Raw genomic sequence first — 23,789 nt, forward strand, 5'->3', positions numbered from 1 at the left:
GAATCGCCGTCCCCGAGGGGCTGGAGGTCGGAGAGGCGCGCCGCCGGTCAGTTTGTCGGCGGGATGGAAAAGGCCTGGCGCATGGGCGCGAGCCAGACATCCAGCAACTCGAAGCGTCGTCGGGCCAGTTCCTGCGGCATCCTTGCCTCGATCTCCCGGTAACGCTGCGCGGCCGTCGCGTCGGAAGGATCGTCGTCCCTGCGCTCTTCGGCGGCCAGGAACTCCCGGTTCAGCGCCGCCTTCGCCGCCTGGTACGACGGATCGAGGAGCAGGTGCGCCATCGCCCGGCTGGCGGGTTCCTGGTCCGACGCCATGAGCCCGCGCAAGGCGGGGAAATCGGCGTGGACCTCGTCACCGAGGATCTGTTCGATGGTGGCTCGGTGTTCCGCCGACCAGTCTGCCAGCGTGGGGGCTTGATTGGCCGCGGCGTCGCGCATGCCGGCAATCGACCGGTAGACAGGCGCGCCCGTCTGCGCGAACGACTTGCCGGTGATCTGCGCCAGCCGCAGGTCGAGCAGCGCTTCCAGGGCGAGGCCGCGTTCGAGGTTTTCCTCCCTCCGATCGGTGATGCTGACGTGGAGATGGACCCGGTGGCGCAGGGCCGCGCGCAGCAGCAGAAGGCTGGCGGTTCCCCTGTCGATCCCGCTGCCCGCCAGCAGGGTCATCTCCATGTTGTCGAGGACGCGCCGCTTCGCATCGATGCAGGGCCAGGTGTCGGAGAGATCGATCGCCAGCTCGGACATCAATGCCGGCTCTTGCGCCAGCCGCTGCAGCAGGACCTGGCTGCGGGCCAGCATTTCCTCGCGCAAGGCCGGGGCGACGAGCGGACTGACGGCCTCGAGCTGAGACCGGGCCTCCTCAAGGAAAGCCAGCAGGAGCGGGCCATCCTGCTGCGCGTCGAGCTGGCGTTTCAGCGCGTCAGGATCCTTGCTCCCCCAGTAGGCGAGCACCGGCGCCGGCGCCGGAGGCAGCGGCCGCCGGGTCAAGGAGGAATGCAAGCGCGACCTCTCGACGCGCCATCCGTCGGGCGCCTGAAGCCGCCGGTTCAGCGCTGCAGTGCCGCCGAGGCGATAGACCTGCACTTCCTGCAGCGCGCCGCCGGGCCTGGCGGTCAGCGCCTCTGCGAGTTCAGCGCAACGTTCCGTATCGCCATCGAGGTTGACGTGCACAGCCTGTTCTGGAACCACGGTGGCGGGCACGCCCTGGGAGTCATTGAGTTCAAGGTTCCAGATGGGCACGACCAGGGCCTCCATGGCGTCGGACATCGCGCGGCGATCCCAGGGTCGGGCCGTCCCCATGAGCACCACCAGTTCGCGCGTTCCCAGCCTGAGCGCTTCCACAATAGGCCGGGGCGGCAGTGCGAACTGAGGTGCCGGCGCGCGGGTGAGCCCGTGACCGTTGAGATCCAGGATCCAGGTCAACGGACATATCGCCAACCGGCGCAAGGCGCGCCCCCCGCTCGCCCTGGCCTCCGCCTCGGCCGGAGATGTCGCGTCCGCCTCCCATCGGGCAAGACCTGCCCCCCCTCTGGCCCAATCGGTCACCCACTGACCTCGGGCGGCATCCAATGCTTCCAGGGTCGCGATGATCAGATCAGTGGCACTTTCCTGCGGATCGAAGTCAGGGGACTGCTCCCACCCGCGCCATCCGTGCTGTCGCACGGCAAGCGCCTGCGGCCGCTGACGGCCGTTCAGCAGGCAGAGGGGCACCTCGGCGATGATCGCCTGCAGCTCGTCGTCACTGGGAGGGCTGGACCCACTTCGGCCAGAGCGGGTCCACGCGAACTTCAAGGCCGGCCAATCGTCGTCGTTGATCCCCAACCGGTTCAGGCATCGTTCGACCGTCGAAGAGAGCCTCAGCCTCTCGCCTCGTTCGAGTCGCTCCATCTTCTCCACCTCGTCTGGAGGAAGGGACCAGGGGAACGATGGCGACGTGCCGACCCGGAGGGCGGTGCCGCCCGCGTCAGCGTCTGGGTCGTAGGTGGTGATGCAGGACGAGGCAGCCGGATAAGTGGAAGGGATCATGGGAGTAGGCCGCTCGGGCCGGATGAGTTTCGGGATCGGCGGGAAGCCACGGGGGCCTCGGGGAACCGAGGGGGCGTCAGCGGGCGTCAGCGGGCCTCAGCGGGGGTCGGGGAAGGCCTCGCGCAACGGCGACAACCAGCTGTCCATCAAGGACAAGCGCAGGGCACGCAGTTCGCGCGGCATGTCCGCCTGGATCGCCCGGTACGCCGATCGATCCGCTTCGCTGGCGTCTGCGCGATCGGCGTCCGTCTCGGCCTCCAGGAAGCGCTGCTGCCAGGTCCGCTCGGCGTCCTGGTAGAGCGGCTGGTCCGTCAACTGCGCCGCGGCGCGGCGTCCAGGGCCCGCGGCGTCCTCCAGCAGGTCCTGCACGGCAGGGAATCCGGCGCGCACCTCGTCGCCGATCAAGCGGTCGATCAGCGCATGCATCTCCGGCGGCCACGCGCTGTCGTCGAGCGCCGCGCCGTCCGGCCCCACCTGGTTCGAGCGCATCCCCGCGAGCCCGCTGTGGAAGGGCATGAACGAGGCATCGAAGCGCTTGCCCGTGATCGCCGCCAGTCGCCTGTCGAGCAGCGCGCGCAAGGCCATGGCCTCTTCCAGGTTCTCGGGGTCGTGGGCGCTGGTGATGCCGACGTGCCGGTCGATGATGTCCTGGAGCGCCATGCGCAGCAGCACGCCCGCAGCCTCGTCGCAGGTCTGGGCGGCGCCGGCGCTCGCCGCCAGATCCATGCCGGCGAGGCAGTGCAGGTGCTGATCGACGCAGGCGCCGACATCGTGGAGATGGTGCTGCAATTCGTCCAGCAACGCGGGCTGGCCCTGGATCGATTGGAGCAGGCGCTGCACGCGGGCGCGGGCCAGGTCGATCCGGTGCTCGCGGCCCTCCGGGGGCATCTCGGTGAGCCGCCCGCTCAGTCGTCGCAGGAAGCGCAGCAGCGTGACTCCCTCCGGGCGGGTGGCGAGGTCCGACGGCGGGTCGAACAGGATCGGTTGGGGCGAATCGCATCTTTCCAGGCAACGCCACCCCGGCTTGGGGCGCCATCCGGCGGATCCGTCCGCGTCCAGCATCACCGTGCTGAGCGCATCGTCGTCGCCAGACACCCAGAGCTCACGGACCTGGGCAGGGAGCGTGGCCATCAGCCGCCTGATGGTCTCGATCGAGGGGACGCCGGGGTTCCGGCTGCAACTGACGTCCACCCTGTAGATGCCGGGACTCATCAGCGCGGCGACCTGCGTCGCCGGGGCGGGCACGTAGAGTCGGGTGATACCGAGCAGCTGGCTGCTCTCTTGATACGCACGCGAATCCAGCGGCTGGCATCCACCCGGGTGCAGGGTGCAGCCAATGCCGGCAAGCCCCAGGCCCCTCAGTTCAGCGGGTGGCGGCAGCGAGAAGTTCGACGGGCCGCTGCCCTGACCGGGGTTGGCCGGAGCCTTCAATTGGAGGACTTCCAGCCCCGGCGTCCGGCCCTGGGCTCTTTTCAGGAGGAGGCCGCGCACGGCGGCCGCGCCGACGGCCCGCGCGGCCGCCTCATCGGCGTCGGTCGGTTCGGTCTCCCAGCCCGCCAGGCACGCGAGTCTGCTGCGGAGCGTATCCGCCTTGAGGTTCTGCGGCGCGATCGCCACCTTCAGGGCGGTCCGGAGCTGCGTCAGTTCGCTGTCGTCAAGCGCCAGCCCTCGGGCGGGAAGTGCCGTCGGCTGTTCCTCCCAGCCCGTCAGGAGCAGTCGGACCTTGTCCCTCGTCTCTCGATCCAGCAGGCAAGGCGGCACTGCCGACATCATGGCGCGTGCGTCCGCGAAAGCCTGCGCGGTCCAGTCCGCTTTGCCGGTGAGGGCCTCGTACAGCGATTCCCGATCGCCGTGACTCCCGTCCAGACGCTCGAGCAGGGCGGCCACGTCCGGTGAATGCGGCATCGGCTTGCCGGACAGGAGCTGGCGGTGCTGTTCCTCTTCGCGGGTGCGCCCAGAGTCCGGCGTCGCGTAGCCCGCTCCTGAATCGATGGACGCGAGGCCGTTGGCCATCGGCAGCGGTGAAAGGGCATCCACGGAGGATCCGTGGAAGAGCGGGGCATCCACGGAGGATCCGAGGAAGAGGGAGGGATGGCGTGGTGTCATGGTGAAAGGTAGTCATCCGACAAGCGCACCGGTTCTTCGCATGATGCGAAGCGTCGGTCGGCCACGCGGCGACGGCGACGGCGACGTCGCCGGGCGTGCCCGCGCGGATCCCGACATGCCCACCCCCCACGTTCATGGTCCCCCCACCGCGTTGCGCCGTCCCCTGATCCGGGTGGCCCGTCGCTCCCCTTCGCGGGGGCGCCGGTCTACATTGGCCGGCAGGCAACAAGAACAGGGAGCCCCCCATGAATTCGGTGCAGCCATGGATGGTGGCCGTCGGGACGCTGGCCGGATTGGCCGTCGGTGCTACCGCGGTGAGCGGCTGGTGGTGGCCCAAGCTCAAGCGCGCGCGTCGGTTGATCGACCGGATCGAGTCGTCGCGGCTGCTGCTCAACGAGCAGACCACGCAGGCGCGTCGCCAGATCGAGCGCCAGCAGATGGAGCTGGGCGAAATGCGCCTGACCGTCGAGCGACTGCGTCGCAAGGCCGCGATCGCCGCCGCGCCGCATGAAGTCGTCGACGGCGCCGATTCCCTCCTGCCGCTGGACTCCGTCCCGCCCGTGAGCGCGCCCACGCCGCTGCCGGCCTTCCGCCCGATCGAGAAGCCACGGAGCGTGCCCGCGCCGGCGCCCACCGTCGCGAGCGTCGATGCCGCGCTGGAGCGCCAGGACCGCGCCCGCGAGCGCCGCGCCGAGGGCGGCTTCGCCCGCACCGAGATCCAGGAAGACGCCGGCGACGGCCCCAATTCGCGCGGCTTCATGCCGACGCAGCTGGACAAGCCGTTCTGAGTCAATCGGCCTGGGTCCGGCCGCCCGCAGGCGCGGGGAGAGACTCACGGACCTGCGCCGTGAGCTTGTCCGTCCAGGGCGCCAGCAGCGCGAAGCGGCGCTGCGCCAGTGCCTGCTCCTTGGCCGCGTGCAGCGCGATGCCGGCCAGGGGATTGTCCGGGTCGGCGTCCTGTGCCGCCGCGTAGTCGAGCTGGTACTGCCTTTCCACGCGCTGCAGGTCCGCTTGATGCGCCGCGTCTCGCGCGAGGACCCCGGCAATCAATGCGCCGGCGCCTTCCTCCTCGGCCAGCAGCAACTGCAGGTTGGGGAACCCATCCGCCACTTCGCCCTGGAAGACCTTGTCGGCGGCCTGGCGCAACTTGACCGGCCAGTCCTGCGGCTGGGGCGTCTCGCCGGGAGCCACGTCGCGCAGCTGCGCCAGGCGGGCGTAGACCGGTGCCGAGGCCACCCGCAGATCGCTCCCGAGGTAGGCGTTCAGACGCTGGCCGACCAGCACGCGCAGCGCGTTGGCGCGTTCGAGGTTCTCGCCATCGTTCCGGTACGCGATCGCCCGCGACTGATCGGCTCGGCGGAGCAGCGCCAGGTGCAGTGCGGCCGGGCCGGCATCGGCCGGCGACGTCAGTCGGCCGCAATGCAACAGCATCTCGATGTCGTCGAGCCGGCGCAGCCCCGCGTCCACGCAGCCGCCCGACTGCTGCGACAGCAACGCGTGCACGGTGGCATTCAGCTCCGGATGTTCGGCCAGGGATTTCTGCACCGCTTTCAATCGCAGCTTGTGGGCCTGGATGATCGGCGCGGCCACGGCGGTGCTCAATCGCAGCAGCTGCTTCAGGTCGTCGAAGAAGGGCTTGAATTCGGCTTCAGCCTGCGCTGCTTGCCGTGCCGCTTCCCGTGCCGCCTCCCGTGCCGTGTCGCGGAACGGGCGGGGTGGGACGGCCGCGCGGCCGCGATCCAGGCGCAGACAGTGCTGGTCGTCGAGGTAGGACCAACCCGCCGGGCACTGGATCGCGCGCTCGCGGCTGGGCAGGAGAACCGCCTCCAGGGACGGCCACGCGGCCAGGGCGTCGAGCAGTGACGCCCAGTCGATGGGCCCCGACGTCATCGACAGGTCCAACACCCGCACGCTTTCAAGACGGCAGTCCCGCGGCAGTTGCCCCTGCGCCAGTTTCGAAACGGCCACTTCCTCGACCGCCAAGGCGTTCAGACTCTGTTGCAGGGCTTGCGCGCCTGCCCACTCGCTGAAGTCCAGGTCGGGCTTCAGGCGGGGGGCCGTCATTCCGGCGGCGCGCAGCGCATCGTGAGGAGGAAGCTCCAGGGCTGTTTTCATGTCCAGCTCCACAGGGGCGTCTCCATCCGCCGATCGCATGGCCTGCCGGAGGCGCTCGACACATTCGCCGCGGAACGCTATTTGCAGCCAGTCGTCGTCGCAGCTGGATAGCCAATCGTTCAGCAGCGCCTCGCGGAGGTCGCCGGCGCCCGCGGGATCAGGACCGCCCCGGGTGGGGACACCTGCAGTGAGGGGCAAGGATGAGGAAGAGGGCGGGGAGGATTGAGGGTGCATGGACGAGCCTTCTGACGTGGTGTTCACGGTGCAGTGACTCCGGGGCGTCTCTGGTTTTCATCCGACCACTGCAAAAACACGCCTCGCGACCACCTTCTTGCGCAGATCGGGGTCGGCGGCCTCAGGGCTTGTCCGCATCGCAGGCCGAACTGCTTGTCACAGCAGAGACAAGCGCCGCGCCTCGGCGCTGCCTAGAATCGAACGATCGTTCTTTTCGCCGGCGGCCTTCGGGGAACACGCGGCCGCGGCGAGGCGACTCTTCAGCATCGGAAGGAACAAGCATGGGTGCCAGCTACGAAGTCCGCGGTCAGGTCGCGGTGATCACGCTCAACAATCCGCCGGTCAACGGCCTGGGCCACGCCACGCGGCTGGCCGTCGCCGAGGGCATCGAGCAGGCGGAGAACGATCCCGCCATCAAGGCCGTCGTCATCACCGGCGCCGGCAAGGCGTTCTCCGGCGGCGCCGACATCCGCGAGTTCGGCTCGCCCAAGGCGCTGGCCGAACCCAACCTGGGCTCCCTGATCAACCGCGTCGAGTCCTGCACCAAGCCGGTCGTCGCCGCGATCCACAGCGTCGCCATGGGCGGCGGCCTGGAACTGGCCCTGGGCTGCCACTACCGCGTCACCGCGCCCGGCGCCAAGATCGCGCTGCCGGAAGTGAAGCTGGGCCTGCTGCCCGGCGCCGGCGGCACGCAGCGCCTGCCGCGCGCGCTCGGCGTCGAGCCCGCGCTCAACGTGATCGTCAGCGGCGAGCCCGTCGCCAGCGAGCTGCTCGCGCAGGTCCCCGGCCAGGTGCTGTTCCAGAAGCTCATCGACGGCGACCTGATCGACGGCGCCGTGCAGTTCGCGATGAGCATCGCCGACAAGCGCCCGCTGCCGCGCGTGCGCGACATCAAGGCCCAGCATCCCGAAGCCCAGGCCTACTTCCAGTTCGCGCGCAACACCGTCGGCGCGATGTCCAAGAACTTCCCCGCGCCGCTGCAGTGCGTGGAGACCGTCGCCAACGCGGTGGCCATGAAGTTCGAGGACGGCATGCGCGCCGAGCGCGACGCCTTCCAGCAACTGATGCTGACGCCCGAATCGAAGGCGCTGCGCCACGCCTTCTTCGCCGAGCGCGCCGCCTCCAAGATCCCCGACGTGCCCGAGGACACGCCGCTGCGCAAGGTCGAGCAGGTCGCCATCATCGGCGCCGGCACGATGGGCGGCGGCATCGCGATGAACTTCCTCAACGCCGGCATCCCGGTCACGATCCTCGAGATGAAGCAGGAGGCGCTGGACCGCGGCGTCGCCACCATCCGCAAGAACTACGAGGCGCAGGTCAAGAAGGGCAAGCTCAAGGAAGACCGCTATGCCCAGCGCATGAGCCTGCTGGGCACCACGCTGAGCTACGCCGAGATCGGCCAGGCGGACCTGGTCATCGAGGCCGTGTTCGAGGACATCGGCGTCAAGGAGCAGGTCTTCAAGCAGCTCGACGCGGTGATGAAGCCGGGCGCGATCCTGGCCAGCAACACCTCGACGCTGGATGTCGACAAGATCGCGGCTTTCACCAAGCGTCCGCAGGACGTCATCGGCACCCACTTCTTCAGCCCGGCCAACGTGATGAAGCTGCTGGAGGTGGTGCGCGGCGCGGCCACCGCCAAGGACGTGCTGGCCACCGTGATGGCGCTGGGCAAGAAGATCCGCAAGACCTGCGTCGTCTCCGGCGTCTGCGACGGCTTCATCGGCAACCGCATGATCGAGCAGTACAGCCGCCAGGCCGGCTTCCTGCTCGAGGAGGGCTGCACGCCGCAGCAGGTGGACAAGGCGGTCGAGCGCTTCGGCTTCGCGATGGGCCCGTTCCGCATGGGCGACCTGGCCGGCAACGACGTGGGCTGGTACATCCGCAAGCGCCGCTACCTGGAGAAGCCGGACCTGCGCTACTCCAAGACCGCCGACCTGCTGTGCGAGATGGGCCGCTTCGGCCAGAAGACCGGCGCCGGCTGGTACGACTACCTGCCCGGCAAGCGCGACGCGATCCCGTCGAAGACCGTGCTGGAGATGATCGACATGCACCGCTCGGCGCTGGGCATCACGCCGCGCAAGATCAGCGACGAGGAGATCGTGCAGCGCCTGGTCTTCGCCCTGGTCAACGAGGGCGCCAAGATCCTGGAGGAGGGCATCGCCCTGCGCGCCTCCGACATCGACATGGTCTACCTGACCGGCTACGGCTTCCCGCTGCATCGCGGCGGCCCGATGTGCTACGCCGACACGGTCGGCCTCTACAACGTGGTGCAGGCGATGAAGCGCTTCGCCAAGAACCCGCTGGACGACGGGAAGTTCTGGGAGCCCGCGCCGCTGCTGAAGCGCCTGGCCGACCAGGGCAAGGGCTTCAACGACTGACCCCGCGGACCGCATCAGGAGAAAAGAATGAGCAAGGCATTGATCGTTTCCACGGCCCGCACCCCGCTCGCCAAGAGCTGGAAGGGTTCGTTCAACATGACCCACGGCGCCACGCTGGGCGGCCACGTGGTGCGCGCGGCGCTGGAGCGCGCCGGCATCGAGGGCGGCGAGGTCGAGGACGTCCTCATGGGCTGCGCCACGCCCGAGGGCGCGACCGGCGGCAACATCGCGCGCCAGATCGCGCTGCGCGCCGGCCTGCCGGTGAGCGTCTCCGGACAGACCGTCAACCGGTTCTGCTCCAGCGGCCTGCAGACCATCGCGACGGCCGCGCAGCGCATCATCGCGGGCGAGGCGGACGTGTTCGTGGCCGGCGGCGTGGAGAGCATCTCCTGCGTGCAGAACGAGGCCAACCGCCACATGGGCCATGAGAGCTGGCTGTCGGCGCACAAGCCCGAGATCTACTGGTCCATGCTGCAGACGGCCGAGAACGTCGCCCAGCGCTACAAGATCCCGAAGGAGCGCATGGACCGCTACGGCGCGGCCAGCCAGCAGCGCGCCTGCGCCGCGCAGGCCGAAGGCCTGTTCAACGCCGAGATCGTGCCCATCACCGTGATGGCCGGCATCGCCGACAAGGTGCGCGGCATGACGACGAAGGAAGTCACCGTCGGCGTCGACGAAGGCCTGCGCGTGGGCACGACCTACGAGAGCATCAAGGACATCCGCACGGCCGTGCCCGGCGGCGTGGTGACCGCGGGCAACGCCAGCCAGTTCAGCGACGGCGCCGGCGCCTGCGCGATCGTCAGCGAGGCCTATGCCGAGAAGAAGGGCCTGAAGCCGCTGGGCCGCTTCCTCGGTTTCGCCGTGGCCGGCTGCGAGCCCGACGAGATGGGCATCGGCCCGGTCTTCGCCGTGCCCAAGGTGCTCAAGCGCCTGGGCCTGAAGGTCTCGGACATCGACCTGTGGGAACTCAACGAGGCCTTCGCGGTGCAGGTGCTGTACTGCGCGGACAAGCTCGGCATCCCGATGGACAAGTTGAATGTCAACGGCGGCGCGATCGCGATCGGCCATCCCTACGGCGTGTCGGGCCAGCGCCTCACCGGCCATGCGCTGATCGAGGGCAAGCGCCGCGGCGCCAAGCGCGTCTGCGTCACCATGTGCATCGGCGGCGGCATGGGCGCCGCCGGTGTGTTCGAAGTCCTGTGAGGCGGCGGATGTCAGAGGACGTCGCACCTTGCACGACGCTTGACGCAGTGACGATGCCTGCGGCGTCCAGGGCGTCCAGGGCGTCCAGGGCCTACAGGGCTTCATCGGCGGCTGTCGTGATGGGCGTGCTGCTCGCGCTGGCCGCGGCGCCCGCGGGCGCCGCAGGTCGCGAGGAGCCGCCGAGCAAGGTCGAGGAGCAGGCGGTCGCCGGCATCCACGACGCGCTGCGCGCCGGCGATTGCGCTCTGGTGGCCAGCCGGCTCAACGACGGGCTCAAGCGCAAGTACCCGTCGGTCTATCTGCTGGCCGGGACCCTGTACGAGCAGGGCCTCTGCCTGAAGCAGGATTGGGACCGCGCCGCACGTCTGTTCGAGCAGGCCAACGACGCGGGCGAGCCGCAGGGCCGGCACCGCATGATCGCTGGCCTGGCCGAAGGCGGTCGGGACCGCGCGGCGGCAATGTACTGGGCGGTGGAGGATCCGTCGGGACTGCCCGAGGAATGCCGGGCCGGCCACGAATTGCGCAACGAGCCCGAGGCCTATGTGGCGCAACTGCGCCGCTGGCCCGCGGGTCGCCTCGATGCCTGCGTGTACCTGGTGGGCGTCGTGAACGCGATCTCCGGCGAGATCGAGTACCCCAGCGTCGGCACCGCCTACGCGGTCTATGGCCGCTACCGGATGAACTTCAATCCGGCGACGGCCACCGTCGAGTGGGAGGAACTGGAGCTGCGCCTGGGCACCATGATGGGCGCGGCGAGCGGCGACGACGTGCGCGACCGCGACAGCGGCCGTGTCCAGCAGACGCTGCGCAACGCCCTCCAGGAGACCAGCCACCGTGCGCTGAAGCGTTTCGCCAGGCCGGCGGGCGTGCCGGCGGAGTGGCGCCTCCAGCGCGATTTCGCGTTCAACCTCCACGGCTGAGCGCGCACGCGCCCGGCCTTGACGCCAACCAGGAGGGCGCGATGCGCCAGACCCTCGACTTCCTGCTCTACGACTGGCTGAAGGTGCAGGACCTCGGCCGGCGCGAGCGCTTCTCGGAGCACTCGCGGGAGACCTTCGACGCGGTGCTCGACACCTGCGAGAAGATCGCCCGCGAGAAGTTCGCGCCGTTCAACCGCTTGGCCGATACGGAGGAACCGCGCTTCGACGGCGAACGCGTGCATCTGCCGAAGGCGACGCACGAGGCGCTCGCCGCCTACGTCGGCTCCGGCATGCTGGCCGCCGCGCAGGACTACGCGCACGGCGGCATGCAGCTGCCCTGCGTCGTGGAGATGGCCGCCAACTGCTTCTTCAGCAAGGCCAGCGTGTCCCTGGGCGGCTACGCGATGCTGACCAACGGCAACGCCAACCTGCTGATGGCGCACGGCACGGACACGCAGCGCGAAGTCTTCGCGATGAACGAGCTGTCCGGGCGCTGGTTCGGCACCATGTGCCTGTCCGAGCCGCAGGCCGGGTCGTCGCTGTCCGATGTGGCCACGCGCGCCGATCCCGACACCGATGGGGATGGCCCGGACTTCGAGGCCGATCCGCTCGGCCCGCGCTACCGGCTCACCGGCAACAAAATGTGGATCTCCGGCGGCGAGCACGAGATCACCGAGAACATCGTCCATCTGGTGCTGGCCAAGATCCCCGGCCCCGACGGCAAGCCGCTGCCGGGCACGAAAGGGATCTCGCTGTTCATCGTGCCCAAGCACCTGGTCGACACGCAGGGGCAGCTCACCGGCGAGCGCAACGACGTGGCGCTGGCGGGCCTGAACCACAAGCTCGGGTATCGCGGCACGACCAACTGCCTGCTCAACTTCGGCGAAGGACGTCAGGCGCCGCGCGGCAGGCGGGGCGCGATCGGCTACCTCGTCGGCAAGCCCGGCGAGGGCCTGCGGCAGATGTTCCACATGATGAACGAGGCCCGCATCGGCGTCGGTCTGGGCGCGGTGATGCTGGGCTACGCGGGCTACGAGGCGAGCCTCGCGTACGCGCGGCAACGTCCCCAAGGTCGACCGGTGACGGCATCCGGTGGGAAGGACGCGGCGCGTCCGCAGGCGCTGATCATCGAGCACGCCGACGTCAAGCGCATGCTGCTGGCGCAGAAGAGCTTCGTCGAAGGCGGCCTGGCGCTGGAGCTGTTCTGCGCGCGGCTCGTCGACGAGCAGCACACCGGCTCGGAGGACGAGGCCGCCGCCGCGAAGCGGCTGCTCGAGGTCCTGATCCCGATCGCCAAGAGCTGGCCCAGCGAGTGGTGCCTGGAGGCGAACTCGCTGGCGATCCAGGTGCTGGGCGGCTACGGCTACACGCGCGATTTCCCGGTCGAGCAGTACTGGCGCGACAACCGCCTGAACATGATCCACGAGGGCACGCACGGCATCCAGGCGCTGGACCTGCTGGGCCGCAAGGTCGTGATGGACGGCGGGCAGGCGCTGATGGCGCTGGCCGCGCGCATCAGCGACACCGCGCAGCGCGCCGGCCAGGTGCCGGGTCTTGCCGAAGCGGCCAACGAACTCGGCGCGGCGCTGGCCGCCGTCGGCGGCGCCACCAAGAAGGCCTGGTCCACCGGCGAGCCGGAAGCGGCGCTCGCCAACGCGACGCCTTATCTGCAGGCCTTCGGCCACACGGTGCTGGCGTGGGTCTGGCTGGACGTCGCGCTCGCGCTCGAGGGCCGGGACGATGACTTCGCCCGCGGCAAGCGCGCCGCGCAGCGCTACTTCTTCGCCTACGAGCTGCCCAAGATCCACGCCTGGCTGGGCGTGGTGGCGCGGCGCGAGGCGCTCACCCGCGAGATGCGCGACGAGTGGTTCTGAACAACATCAAGGAGACGACGATGAGCAGCAAGGTGCAAGACCTCTTCGACCTGACCGGCCAGGTGGCGCTGGTGACGGGCGGATCACGCGGCCTCGGGCTGCAGATCGCGGAGGCGCTCGGCGAGGCCGGCGCGACGCTGATGCTGAGTTCGCGCAAGGCGGCCGACCTGGAGGAGGCCGTGGCGCATCTGAAGGCGCGCGGCATCGCGGCGCACTTCATCGCCGCCGACGCCTCCGACGAGGCGCAGGCGCGCGGCATCGTCGAGCAGACGCTCGCGAAGCTCGGCCAGATCGACATCCTCGTCAACAACGCCGGCGCGACCTGGGGCGCGCCCGCCGAGGACCACCCGGTCGAGGCCTGGGACAAGGTGATGGACCTCAACATCCGCAGCCTGTTCGTGATGAGCCAGGAAGTCGCGAAGCGCAGCATGATCCCGCGCAAGTCGGGCCGCATCATCAACGTGGCGTCGATCGCCGGCCTGGGCGGCAACAGCGGCATGATGAAGACCATCGCCTACAACACCAGCAAGGGCGCGGCGGTGAACTTCACCCGCGCGCTGGCCGGTGAATGGGGCGTGCACGGCATCACCGTCAACGCGCTGGCGCCGGGCTTCTTCCCCAGCAAGATGACCAAGGGCCTGATGGCCGCGATCGGCGAGGAGAAACTCGCCGAGCACGCGCCGCTCAAGCGCATCGGCGATGATGAGGACCTCAAGGGCGCCGCCCTGCTGTTCGCGAGCCGCGCCGGGAAACACATCACCGGGCAGATCCTCGCGGTCGACGGCGGCGTCTCCGCCGTCCACGGCAGCTGATCTCCTCACCGTCCCCGGTCCCCCGTCACATGTCCGAGCCGTTGAAGTTCCCCGTCCACATCCCCTTCGTCCAGCAACTCGGTTTCGAGCTGGTCCGCATCGACGAGGGCGAGGCCGAGCTGCGGGTCGACATCCGCGAGCCGCACCTGAACTCGTGGGAGGTGGCGCACGGCGGCGTGCTGATGACGCTGCTGGACGTGGCGATGGCGCATGCGGCGCGCAGCGTGCATCGCGACCAGCCGGGCTTCGGCCCCGGCGTGGTCACGGTGGAGATGAAGACCAGCTTCATGCGCCCCGGCGAGGGCGCGTTGCGCGCGGTCGGCCGGCTGCTGCACCGCTCGACGACGATGGCCTTCTGCGACGGCGCGGTCTACGGCGAGGACGGCAAGCTCTGCGCCCATGCCACCGGGACCTTCAAGTACCTGAAGGCGCTGCCCGGGAAAGGACGCAGCCTCAAGGCGCTGCAGCGCAGCGAGGACTGAGGTCAACCGCCATGGCCGCGCGGACGGCGCGGCAGCGCCGGCGAGTCGCTGCCGGCATCGGCGACCAGCATCCGTACGGCATCCAGCGCGCGTTCCAGATGACGCACCGTTTCCGGCGCGACTTGCAAGCCCGCGCGCGGCGGCCGCGTGGCCAGGGCCGCCGTGGCGGCCAGCCACGAGCTCCGTTCGTGGGCTTTCAGATCGGCCACCGACACCTGTCGCAGGACGCGGGCGAGGGCCTCCGCGTCCCCGGCGGACATGGCGCATCGCGGATGCTGGCCTTCATTGCCGGCATGAGCCCGGGACCAGGCGGTGAGCGTGCGCAGCGCGCGCAGCGCCGTGTCGATGTGCTCGGAACTCACGCGCACGGGCGAGAGCATCGGCATGCCGTCGATCAGCTCGCGCTGGCGAAGGGCCGTCCGCGCGGGCGCCGGCTGGTTGGCATAGACCGGCGCCTTCGGGGCATCGGCGGCGGGCAAACGGTCTGGCATGACATAGTCGCCGCCAGTCCCGTCCGGCCTTCCGGACGCAACGCCGGCGCGATGCGCAGCGTCGCGCTGGCCGGCGAAGAGCGGGGCGGGCGTCTCGTAGCCTCCGACGGTCGAAGCACGGGGGGCGTCCGGCGCTGCATCCCGGCGACGGGGCGGTACGTCGTAGATCGCTTCACGCCGGCGCGGCGGTACGTCGTAGATCGCTTCATGGCGGCGCGGCGGTGTGTCGTAGATGGATTCATCGCGGCGAGGCGGTGTGTCGTAGACGGATTCGTCGCGGCGCGGCGGCAGGTGGTCATCCGTTGAAGCGGCGCGGGTCCGATCTGGCGTCGCAGTCATCGACGGCCTCTCCAGCCGCGGCTGGAGCAACTTCGCGACGGGCTTCGGCGACATGGCCTGCTCGACCGCCTTCATCAGCGACGTCGGCAGCAGATCACGCGCGCCGACCTCGTGCATCAACCGCAGCGCGACGACCGGGGCGCAATCCTGCGCCAGCACCAAGGTCTGCGTGGGCCCTCGCAGGCGCAACAACAGCCTGACCGGCAACTGTTCCAGGAGTCGCGGCGGCGCCGACGAGAGGTCCAGCGTCTGCGGCTTGCGGGCCAGGGCCTTCTCGAGGATGCGGGCCAGCGGTGCGGCCTCCTTGCCCGCCGGGGCCACCTCCTTCATCCACGCGCGCACTTCAAGATCGTGGGCCGCCTGCGCCGGCGCGGTGTCGCCGACCAGCCAGGAGGGGAGATTCGAACGACGGAAGATCTGTGACATGGTGAAGGGACGATGGACTGGAATGAGGGGTCAGTCGACACCCGCCGCCCGCGGTTCTTGACATGAAGATGCAGGTCGCCAGCAGGAAAAGCACGCTCGTTCTTTTCTGTCACCCGAGGGACGTGGAGGGGTGGGTGGGCGTGGTTCAATCGTCGGCATTCCGTCACGGATCGTGGCCGGGTGGCCGCCCGCGATTCCCTTTCATGAGCCATGCAATGACATGGATCAACAACGACCGAGGAGCCCTCGATGAGCCAAGTGAACCGCCAGATCCTGCTGGCCTCCCGCCCGACCGGTGAAGCCGGCACTGACAACTTCAAGCTGGTCGAGCAGCCCATCCCCGAGCTCGCGGACGGCCAGGTGCTGGTCCGCAACCATTACCTGAGCCTCGATCCCTACATGCGCGGCCGCATGAACGAGAGCAAGAGCTACGCCGCGCCGCAGCCGCTCGACGCCGTGATGATCGGCGGCACCGTGGGCGAGGTGGTCGCGTCGAAGAACGCGCACTTCGCCGTCGGCGACAAGGTCGTGGGCATGGGCGGCTGGCAGGAATACCACCTGGTCGATGCCAACCAGCGCGGCGTGCTGCAGAAGGTCGACACGACGCATGTGCCGCTGTCCGCCTACCTCGGCGCGGTCGGCATGCCCGGCGTGACGGCCTGGTACGGCCTGGTCAAGATCATCGATCCCAAGCCCGGACAGACCGTGGTCGTCAGCGCCGCCAGCGGCGCGGTGGGCGGCGCCGTCGGGCAGTTGGCCAAGGTGCGCGGCGCGCGCGCGGTTGGCATCGCCGGCGGCGCGGACAAGTGCCGCTACGTGGTCGAGGAACTCGGCTTCGACGCCTGCGTCGACTACAAGCAGCACACCGACCTGAAGTCGCTGTCCGCCGCGCTGAAGGCCGCCTGCCCGGACGGCATCGACGGCCACTTCGAGAACGTCGGCGGCATGATCCTCGACGCCGTGCTGATGCGCGCCAACGCGTTCAGCCGCGTGGCCATGTGCGGCATGATCGCCGGCTACAACGGCGAGCCGATCCCGCTGACCTTCCCGCAGCTGATCCTCACGAACCGGATGAAGGTCGAGGGCTTCATCGTCTCCGAGCACATGGACCTGTGGCCCGAGGCGCTGAAGGAACTGGGCACGCTGGTCGCGACCGGCAAGCTGAAGTTCCGCGAGAGCGTCGCGCAGGGCCTGGAGAACGCGCCGGAGGCCTTCCTCGGACTGCTCAAGGGCCGCAACTTCGGCAAGCAGCTGGTGAAGCTGGTCTGATGGCCGGCCCGCGCTGGATCAACCAGCCTTTCGACGCGCTGGGCGTGCGCGGCCTGTACCGCGCGCTGCGGCTGCGCGCCGAGGTCTTCGTCATCGAGCAGCGCTGCCTCTACCTCGATCCCGACGGGCTCGACGAGCACGCGTGGCATCTGCAGGGACTGGGGCAAGGCCTGGGGCAGGGCGTGGGGCAAGGCGTCGGCGGCGCGGAGGAACTCTTCGCCTACGCGCGTCTGCTGCCGCCGGAGATCGGCGGCGGCGCGGCGCGCATCGGTCGCGTGATCACGGCGCCGACGGCCCGCGGCGGCGGCCTCGGCCGCGCGCTGATGAGCCAGGCCGTGCGCGAGTGCCAGAAACTCTGGCCGGGCCAGCCGATCGAACTCGGCGCGCAGGCCCACCTGCGCGAGTTCTACGGTAGCTTCGGCTTCACGCCGATCTCGGACGTCTACGACGAGGACGGCATCCCCCACATCGACATGCGCAAGGAGGCGACGCCGTGAGCAACCCCACCCGCGACCCCATCCGCGATCCCATCCGCGATAGCACCGGCCATGCCGGCAACGACGGCACGCCGGGCCGAGGCCCCTCCGACGACGACCTCGTCCTGCATCACTACAGCAGCTCGCCCTTCGCCGAGAAGACGCGGCTGATGCTCGGTCTCAAGGGACTGGCATGGCAGTCGGTGACCGTGCCCATGGTGCTGCCCAAGCCCGACGTGGTGGCGCTGACCGGCGGCTACCGCCGCACGCCCTTCCTGCAGCTCGGCGCCGACATCTACTGCGACACCGCGCTGATCGCCGAGGTGCTGGAAGGCCGCCGGCCGACGCCCAGCCTCTTTCCCGCGGCCGTCGCCGGCCACGCGCGCGCGCTGGCGCAGTGGGCGGACACGGACCTGTTCTGGACCGCGCTGCCCTACGCGATGCAGCCGGCGGGCGCGACCGCGCTGTTCGCCGGCGCGCCGCCGGACATGCTCAAGATCTTCGTCGCCGACCGCAAGGCGATGAGCGAGGGCATGCCGCAGGTGCGCGGCGTCGACGCCGGCGCGGCGTTGACGCAGTACCTCGCGTGGCTGTCGGACATGCTGTCCGACGGCCGGTCCTGGCTGCTCGGCGACCAGACCAGCATCGCCGACCTCAGCGTTTACCACCCGCTGTGGTTCGTGACCCGGACCGGCCCGCTGGCCGAGATCTTCCAGCCGCACGAGGCGCTGCGCGCCTGGATGGCGCGTGTCGCCGCGATCGGGCACGGCGAACGTGCCGGCAAGCTCGACGGCGCCGCCGCGATCGCGCTGGCCAAGGCGTCGACGCCGCGTCCGGCGCAGGTCGAGGAGGGCCTGGGCTTCGCCGCCGGCGACGCCGTGACGGTCACCCCGTACGACTACGCCCGCGACGCGGTCGCCGGGGAACTCGTGGGCCTCAGCTGCCGCACGGTGACGCTCGCCCGCGAGGACGAGCGCGCCGGCCGCGTGCATGTTCACTTCCCGCGCATCCGCTACACGCTGAAGCGGGCATAGCCCGTCGGGGCCCTCGCAAGCACACAGACAAGAACCGCATCACGGAGACAAGTGCATGAAGGACTATCAAGGCAAGACCGCGGTCATCACCGGCGCGGGCTCGGGTTTCGGGCTCGAGGTGGCGCGCATCGCCGCCGCGCGCGGCATGAACCTGGTGCTGTGCGACGTGCAGCAGGACGCGCTCGACCAGGCCGCCGCTGAATTCGCCGCGCATCCGGTGCTGGCGCAACGCGTCGACGTGTCCAAGGCCGACCAGATGGAGGCGCTGGCGGTCGCGGTGAAGGCGCGCTTCGGCGCGCCGAACTTCGTGTTCAACAACGCCGGCGTCGGCTCGGGCGGGCTGATCTGGGAGAACTCGCTCGCCGACTGGGACTGGGTGCTGGGCGTCAACCTGATGGGCGTGGTGCACGGCGTCCGGCTGTTCACGCCGATGATGCTGGAGGCCGCCGGCCGGGACCCCGCGTGGCAGGGCCACATCGTCAACACGGCCTCGATGGCCGGCATGTTGAATCCGCCCAACATGGGCGTCTACAACGTGTCCAAGCACGCGGTGGTGTCGCTCAGCGAGACGCTCTACCAGGACCTGGCGCTGGTGACGGACCAGGTCCGCGCGTCGGTGTTGTGCCCGTTCTTCGTGCCCACCGGCATCACGCAGAGCCATCGCAACCGGCCGGGCGAACTCGGCGCCGACAAGCCGACCAAGAGCCAGCTCATCTCGCAGGCGATGACCGACAAGGCGGTCAGCTCCGGCAAACTGACGGCGGCGGACGTCGCGCGGATGGTGTTCGAGGCCATGGACGAGGAGCGCTTCTACATCTTCAGCCACCCGCAGGCGCTCAAGGGCGTGCAGACGCGGCTGGAGGACGTGATGCAGCTGCGCAACCCGACCGACCCGTTCGAGGACAAGCCGGAGATCGGCGCCAGGCTCAAGGCGTCGCTGCGCGGCTGAAGCCTGACGGACGGCGCACGGGAAAGTGCAATCACGGGGGTGCATGTCCGCATGCGCATGTCCGCATGCGAATGTCCGCGTGCGCATGTCCGCGTGCGCATGTCCGCGTGCGCAGGGCGGCGTGGGCCGCACCTGACACTTCTGACAGGGGACCACCCCCGGATGCGGGAGAGCCCTTCCCCTCGCCCGGGGTAGGCGGGCCCACAATGGTCGCGTGGTTTCGTTCGCACTCCTCCGACCTCCGCGTGTGCTGACGCGCCTGCTGCCGATCCTGGCGGCGGTCGTGGCGGCCTGGCTGGCATTGGCAGGGCAGGGGCACGCGGACCCGCGCGACTGGCTGACGGCCGAGGAGCGCGCCTGGGTGGCGCAGCATCCGGTGCTGCGGGTCGGCGGCTCGGCCAGCTACGGCCCGTTCACCTATGTCGACGAGGAAGGCCGCCTTACCGGCCTGTCGCTGGACTATGCGCGGCGGCTGTCGGAGCTCACCGGACTGCGCTTCGAATTCCAGGCGCCGCGGCCCTTCGCCGACAACCTCGACGCGCTGGCCGCGGGCGAGCTCGACCTGCAGATGTCCTTGCGCGAGACGCCGGACCGCGCGCAGCGTTTCGGCTTCACGCGACCCTACATCACGGTGCCGGCGGTGCTGCTGCGCCGCGCCGGCGCCGGTGACGATCCGCTGCGGCCGGGCGAGGCGGTGGCGGTGGCGCGCGGTTATGCGGTGGCGGAATTCCTGCGGGACCGCTACGCGACGAATCCGGTGCAGGTCGAGGTCGACGACCGCACGGTGCTGCGCCGGCTGGCCGGCGGCCAGGTCGGCGCGGCGGTGGTGGACCTGGCCGGCGCGACCTACCTGATGCGGCGCGACGGCATCGGCAACCTGCGCGTGGTGGACGACATCGGCTACGCCTACGGGCTGGGCATCGGCTACCGCCGCGACTGGCCGATGCTGGGCCGCATCCTGGACAAGGCGCTGACGCGCATCGGCGACGGCGAGCGCCAGGCCATCGCCGACCGCTGGATCACGCAGGACACGGCGGCGATGCGCTGGCAGCGCCGCGCGCTGTGGGCCGTGGGCATCGCGCTGGCGCTGGTCGTCGTCGGGCTCGGCGTGACGCTGCTCTGGAACCGCGCCCTGCAGCGTCAGGTGCGCCTGCGCGGCGAGCTGCTGCAGCGCGAGCTCGGCGAACGCATGCGGCTGCAGGACGTGGACCAGGCCCGCGAGTTGGCCGAGGTCACCAGCAAGACCAAGAGCGAGTTCCTGTCCCAGGCGAGCCACGAGCTGCGCACGCCGCTGAACGCGGTGCTGGGGTTCAGCCAGCTGCTCGCGCACGATCCGAAGCGGCCGTTGGACGAGGTGCAGCAGTCGCGGCTCAGGCACATCGACCAGGCGGCCAAGCACCTGCTGGTGCTGATCGAGGACATGATGACGCTGTCGCGCGTGGAGGCGAACACGCTGACCGTGCAGTCGCTGCCGCTGCAGGCGGGGCCGCTGCTGCGCCGCGTGGTGGAGCTCGCGCAGCCGGCGGCCGCGGCCGCGGGCGTCGACCTGCAGGTCGGCATGACGCCCGAGGAGGACAGCACGCTGCCGCTGGTGCAGGCCGATCCCATCCGGCTGGAGCAGGTGCTGCACAACCTCATCTCCAACGCCATCAAGTACAACCGGCGCGGCGGCTGGGTGAAGGTCCGGGCCAGCGCGGAACCGCGCGGCTTCCGCATCGAGGTGGCCGACAACGGCATCGGCCTGAGTCCCGAGCAACGCTCGCAGCTGTTCCAGCCGTTCAACCGGCTCGGGCGCGTGGAGCAGCCGGGACACGGCATCGGGCTGGTCATCTGCAAGCAGCTGATGGATCGCATGGGCGGGCGCATCCTGGTGGACAGCGAGAGCGGGCGGGGGTCGAGGTTCACGTTGGAATTGCCTGCCGTGCCGAGCGTGGCTTAGACCGAGCACGATCAGGGCGACCCCGCCCCCTTTCCTCCATCTCCCTCCTTCGCTTGCCTCCCGGCAAGCGACTTCCCTCCTTGAGTTCGGGAAAGGGGGCGGGGTCGCCCTGATCCGAGGCACCGCGGCGCTCTGCTCTGGCGCTCTGGCACACTGCGCGGCCTTGCGCGGTACCCTCCATCCCATGCCTATCTCCGAATCTCACCGTCGCGCCGTCGTCATCGGCGGCGGCCCCGCCGGCCTCATGGCCGCGGAGCGCCTCGCCCATGCCGGACTGTCCGTCGACCTCTACGACGCCATGGCCTCCGTCGGCCGCAAATTCCTGCTGGCAGGCAAGGGCGGACTGAACCTCACGCACTCGGAGTCGCGTCCCGATTTCGATTCGCGCTTCTTCGAACGCCAGGCCGATGTCGGCCGCTGGCTCGACCGCTTCGATGGCGAGGCGCTCCGCGCCTGGGCGCAGGGCCTGGGCGTCGAGACCTTCGTGGGCACTTCCGGGCGTGTCTTTCCCCGGGACCTCAAGGCCGCGCCGATGCTGCGCGCCTGGCTGTCGCGCCTGCGCACGCAGGGCGTGCGCTTCCACATGCGCCATCGCTGGCTCGGCTGGGACGCGGACGGGGCGCTGCGCTTCAGCGCGCCTGGCGGCGAGGCGACCGTGACCGTGAGCGCGGACGCCGTCGTGCTCGCGCTGGGCGGCGCCTCGTGGCCGCAACTGGGGTCGGACGGCGCCTGGGCGCCGCTGCTCGCCGACGTCGGCGCGACCGTGTCGCCCTTGCGGGCCGCCAACTGCGGCTTCGATCTCGGCGCGCCGCGGGACGGCGCGGCGCCCGGCTGGTCGCCGTTCTTCGCCGACAAGTTCGCGGGTCAGCCGCTCAAGCCGGTGGCCCTGAGCGCCGAAGGCGCCGACGGTCGTCAGTTCGCGCGCCAGGGCGAATTCGTGGTGACCGCGACCGGCATCGAAGGCTCGCTGGTCTATGCCGCGTCCGCGCTGCTGCGCGAGAAGATCGAGCGCGACGGCGAGGCGCTCGTCCACCTGGACCTGCTGCCCGGCCGCGACGCGGCCTGGGTGCTGGAGCAGGTCGCTCATCCGCGCGGCTCGCGGTCCTTGTCCTCGCACCTGAAGAGCCGCTTGAACATCGAGGGCCTGAAAGCCGGCTTGCTGCACGAGGTGCTCACGAAGGACGAATACGCGGACACGGCCACGCTCGCCCGCACGCTGAAGGCGCTGCCGCTGCGCCTGCGCGCCGCGCGTCCCGTCGCGGAAGCCATCAGCACCGCGGGCGGGGTGACGATCGAATCGCTCGACGAGCGGCTGATGCTGAAAACGCGTCCCGGCGTGTTCGTCGCCGGCGAGATGCTGGACTGGGAAGCGCCGACGGGCGGTTACCTGCTGACGGCCTCGATGGCCAGCGGCCTCGTTGCCGGGGAAGGCGCCGCCGCGTACCTGCGCTGATCCGGGCGCGTGAGCCGCATTTGATGAAATACGGCTCAAATGATGAGCCGGAAATGCCAGAATGCGGCTCATGAGCTCAACGCCTCCCGCCGCGACCTGGATCTGGCAGCACCCGGACTGGCCGGACTTCCGATACGTCGCCCAGGACGTGGCGCCGTACCTGGCGGAGGCCTACCTGATGCATGGAAGCATCGAAGGCAAGGCGATGGCCATCGGTCTGGGCGTTGAAAGCCCTGTGGTCCTGGACCTGCTCTATGACGAGGTGGTCGCCACCGCGGCCATCGAAGGCGAATTGCTGTCGGTGGAGGCGGTCCGCTCTTCCGTGCTCCGGCGCCTGGGACTCGGCGACGACGGCCCGGTCGATCGGCACATCGACGGCCTCGTGGCCGTGATTGCCGATGCGACCGAGGGCTTCGATCGTCCGTTGGACGAAGAGCGCCTCTGCCGCTGGCAAGGCGCGCTGTTTCCGAACGGCACCTCCGGCTTCCAGCGCATCGCGGTGGGACGGTATCGGGACCATGAGGATCCGATGGTGATCGTCAGCGGGCGTCCCGGCCGGGAGGTGGTGCACTACCAGGCGCCCGCGTCGCGCGACGTGCCCGCGGAGATGGCGCGATTCCTCGCATGGTTCGCCGCGACCACACCGCGCAAGGGCGTGCTGCCGTCGTTGGAGGGGCCGCGACTCGACGGCATTGCGCGGGCCGCGATCGCGCATCTCTGGTTCGAGAGCATCCATCCTTTCGAGGACGGCAACGGTCGTATCGGCCGAGCCATCGTCGACATGGCGATCGCGCAGCATCTGCGTCCGCCGATGCGGCTGCACAGCCTGTCCAGGCAACTCCTGACCCTGCGCGGCGAGTACTACGCCGAATTGAACAAGGCGTCACGCGGCGGCGCGGAGGTGACCGGATGGGTGCAGTGGTTCGTCCGCCAGTACACCGGGGCGTGCGACTCGGCCGACCGCCTCATCGGGTCCGCCATCCAGAAGCGACGCTTCTGGGACGCGCATGCGGCCGCGTCGTTGGCGGAGCGCCAGCGCAAGGTCCTGCAACGCCTGCTCGACGACGGCGACGGCGGCTTCCTCGGCGGACTCAACGCCGAGAAATACATGAAGATGACCGGCGTGTCGAAGGCGACGGCGACGCGCGACCTGTCGGAGATGACCGCGGCCGGCCAACTGCGCGCGCACGGTGTGGGCAAGGCGGTGCGCTACTACGTCGACGTGCCCGGCTGGACGCACGGCATCGCGTAGCGCCCGGGCCGCA

Annotated in this window: 18 protein-coding genes; 14 read left to right on the forward strand and 4 right to left on the reverse strand. The window is 70.0% G+C overall.

Annotated elements, in window-relative coordinates; translation table 11 throughout:
• Nucleotides 1–47: 47 nt before the first annotated feature.
• Nucleotides 48–2,024 carry a hypothetical protein gene (locus AC07O8_RS07080; protein ID WP_495047353.1) on the reverse strand — a complete coding sequence of 659 codons (1,977 nt, stop codon included), beginning with the start codon at nucleotides 2,022–2,024 and terminating at the stop codon, nucleotides 48–50.
• Between the two features lie 96 nt (nucleotides 2,025–2,120).
• The gene (locus AC07O8_RS07085) at nucleotides 2,121–4,037 is read right to left on the reverse strand and encodes a hypothetical protein (RefSeq protein WP_495047354.1); all 1,917 of its coding nucleotides are present in this window, start codon (nucleotides 4,035–4,037) and stop codon (nucleotides 2,121–2,123) included.
• Between the two features lie 338 nt (nucleotides 4,038–4,375).
• On the opposite strand from AC07O8_RS07085, the gene AC07O8_RS07090 reads away from it, so the two are divergent.
• The gene (locus tag AC07O8_RS07090; RefSeq protein WP_495047355.1) at nucleotides 4,376–4,918 is read left to right on the forward strand and encodes a hypothetical protein; all 543 of its coding nucleotides are present in this window, start codon (nucleotides 4,376–4,378) and stop codon (nucleotides 4,916–4,918) included.
• Nucleotide 4,919: 1 nt separating this feature from the next.
• Here AC07O8_RS07090 and AC07O8_RS07095 read toward each other — a convergent pair whose 3' ends face one another.
• On the reverse strand, nucleotides 4,920–6,479 hold the full coding sequence (locus AC07O8_RS07095; protein WP_495047356.1) for a hypothetical protein: 1,560 nt from the start codon (nucleotides 6,477–6,479) through the stop codon (nucleotides 4,920–4,922).
• Between the two features lie 281 nt (nucleotides 6,480–6,760).
• Between AC07O8_RS07095 and AC07O8_RS07100 the strand changes: the two genes are divergently transcribed.
• The 6 genes from AC07O8_RS07100 to AC07O8_RS07125 all read left to right on the forward strand — a co-directional run bounded on the left by AC07O8_RS07100 (nucleotide 6,761) and on the right by AC07O8_RS07125 (nucleotide 14,148).
• A complete protein-coding gene (locus AC07O8_RS07100) occupies nucleotides 6,761–8,857 on the forward strand; it encodes a 3-hydroxyacyl-CoA dehydrogenase NAD-binding domain-containing protein (RefSeq protein ID WP_495047357.1) in 2,097 nt (698 codons plus the stop codon).
• Nucleotides 8,858–8,884: 27 nt separating this feature from the next.
• Nucleotides 8,885–10,060 (forward strand): acetyl-CoA C-acyltransferase, encoded by a 1,176-nt coding sequence (locus AC07O8_RS07105; RefSeq protein ID WP_495047358.1) that lies wholly within the window; start codon nucleotides 8,885–8,887, stop codon nucleotides 10,058–10,060.
• Nucleotides 10,061–10,179: 119 nt separating this feature from the next.
• Nucleotides 10,180–10,980, forward strand: a complete 801-nt coding sequence (locus tag AC07O8_RS07110) for a hypothetical protein (protein ID WP_495047359.1) — start codon at nucleotides 10,180–10,182, stop codon at nucleotides 10,978–10,980.
• A 41-nt stretch (nucleotides 10,981–11,021) separates the two neighbouring features.
• The gene (locus AC07O8_RS07115; protein WP_495047360.1) at nucleotides 11,022–12,854 is read left to right on the forward strand and encodes an acyl-CoA dehydrogenase family protein; all 1,833 of its coding nucleotides are present in this window, start codon (nucleotides 11,022–11,024) and stop codon (nucleotides 12,852–12,854) included.
• 20 nt (nucleotides 12,855–12,874) lie between these two features.
• On the forward strand, nucleotides 12,875–13,666 hold the full coding sequence (locus AC07O8_RS07120; protein ID WP_495047361.1) for an SDR family oxidoreductase: 792 nt from the start codon (nucleotides 12,875–12,877) through the stop codon (nucleotides 13,664–13,666).
• Nucleotides 13,667–13,695: 29 nt separating this feature from the next.
• Nucleotides 13,696–14,148, forward strand: coding sequence for a PaaI family thioesterase (locus AC07O8_RS07125; RefSeq protein ID WP_495047362.1), 453 nt, complete (start codon nucleotides 13,696–13,698; stop codon nucleotides 14,146–14,148).
• Between the two features lie 2 nt (nucleotides 14,149–14,150).
• Here the strand turns inward: AC07O8_RS07125 and AC07O8_RS07130 are convergent, their stop codons facing one another.
• On the reverse strand, nucleotides 14,151–15,404 hold the full coding sequence (locus tag AC07O8_RS07130) for a hypothetical protein (protein WP_495047363.1): 1,254 nt from the start codon (nucleotides 15,402–15,404) through the stop codon (nucleotides 14,151–14,153).
• Nucleotides 15,405–15,653: 249 nt separating this feature from the next.
• Here AC07O8_RS07130 and AC07O8_RS07135 point away from each other — a divergent pair, with 249 nt between their 5' ends.
• The 7 genes from AC07O8_RS07135 to AC07O8_RS07165 all read left to right on the forward strand — a co-directional run bounded on the left by AC07O8_RS07135 (nucleotide 15,654) and on the right by AC07O8_RS07165 (nucleotide 23,776).
• On the forward strand, nucleotides 15,654–16,673 hold the full coding sequence (locus AC07O8_RS07135; protein ID WP_495047364.1) for an NADP-dependent oxidoreductase: 1,020 nt from the start codon (nucleotides 15,654–15,656) through the stop codon (nucleotides 16,671–16,673).
• Entirely contained in the window at nucleotides 16,673–17,170 is a 498-nt protein-coding gene (locus tag AC07O8_RS07140) for a GNAT family N-acetyltransferase (RefSeq protein WP_495047365.1), read from the forward strand. The genes AC07O8_RS07135 and AC07O8_RS07140 overlap by 1 nt, the downstream gene beginning before the upstream one ends.
• Nucleotides 17,167–18,183: a glutathione S-transferase family protein gene (locus AC07O8_RS07145; RefSeq protein ID WP_495047366.1), complete on the forward strand. Its 1,017-nt coding sequence runs from the start codon at nucleotides 17,167–17,169 to the stop codon at nucleotides 18,181–18,183. Before AC07O8_RS07140 ends, AC07O8_RS07145 begins: the two co-directional genes overlap by 4 nt.
• 55 nt (nucleotides 18,184–18,238) lie before the next feature.
• Nucleotides 18,239–19,132, forward strand: a complete 894-nt coding sequence (locus tag AC07O8_RS07150) for an SDR family oxidoreductase (RefSeq protein ID WP_495047367.1) — start codon at nucleotides 18,239–18,241, stop codon at nucleotides 19,130–19,132.
• Nucleotides 19,133–19,379: 247 nt separating this feature from the next.
• Nucleotides 19,380–21,071 carry a sensor histidine kinase gene (locus tag AC07O8_RS07155; RefSeq protein WP_495047368.1) on the forward strand — a complete coding sequence of 564 codons (1,692 nt, stop codon included), beginning with the start codon at nucleotides 19,380–19,382 and terminating at the stop codon, nucleotides 21,069–21,071.
• A 184-nt stretch (nucleotides 21,072–21,255) separates the two neighbouring features.
• Nucleotides 21,256–22,524: a BaiN/RdsA family NAD(P)/FAD-dependent oxidoreductase gene (locus AC07O8_RS07160; protein WP_495047369.1), complete on the forward strand. Its 1,269-nt coding sequence runs from the start codon at nucleotides 21,256–21,258 to the stop codon at nucleotides 22,522–22,524.
• A 70-nt stretch (nucleotides 22,525–22,594) separates the two neighbouring features.
• Nucleotides 22,595–23,776, forward strand: coding sequence for a Fic family protein (locus AC07O8_RS07165; protein ID WP_495047370.1), 1,182 nt, complete (start codon nucleotides 22,595–22,597; stop codon nucleotides 23,774–23,776).
• Nucleotides 23,777–23,789 lie beyond the last annotated feature (13 nt).

It is taken from the genome of Roseateles sp. GW821-FHT09G09 (genome assembly GCF_059415965.1).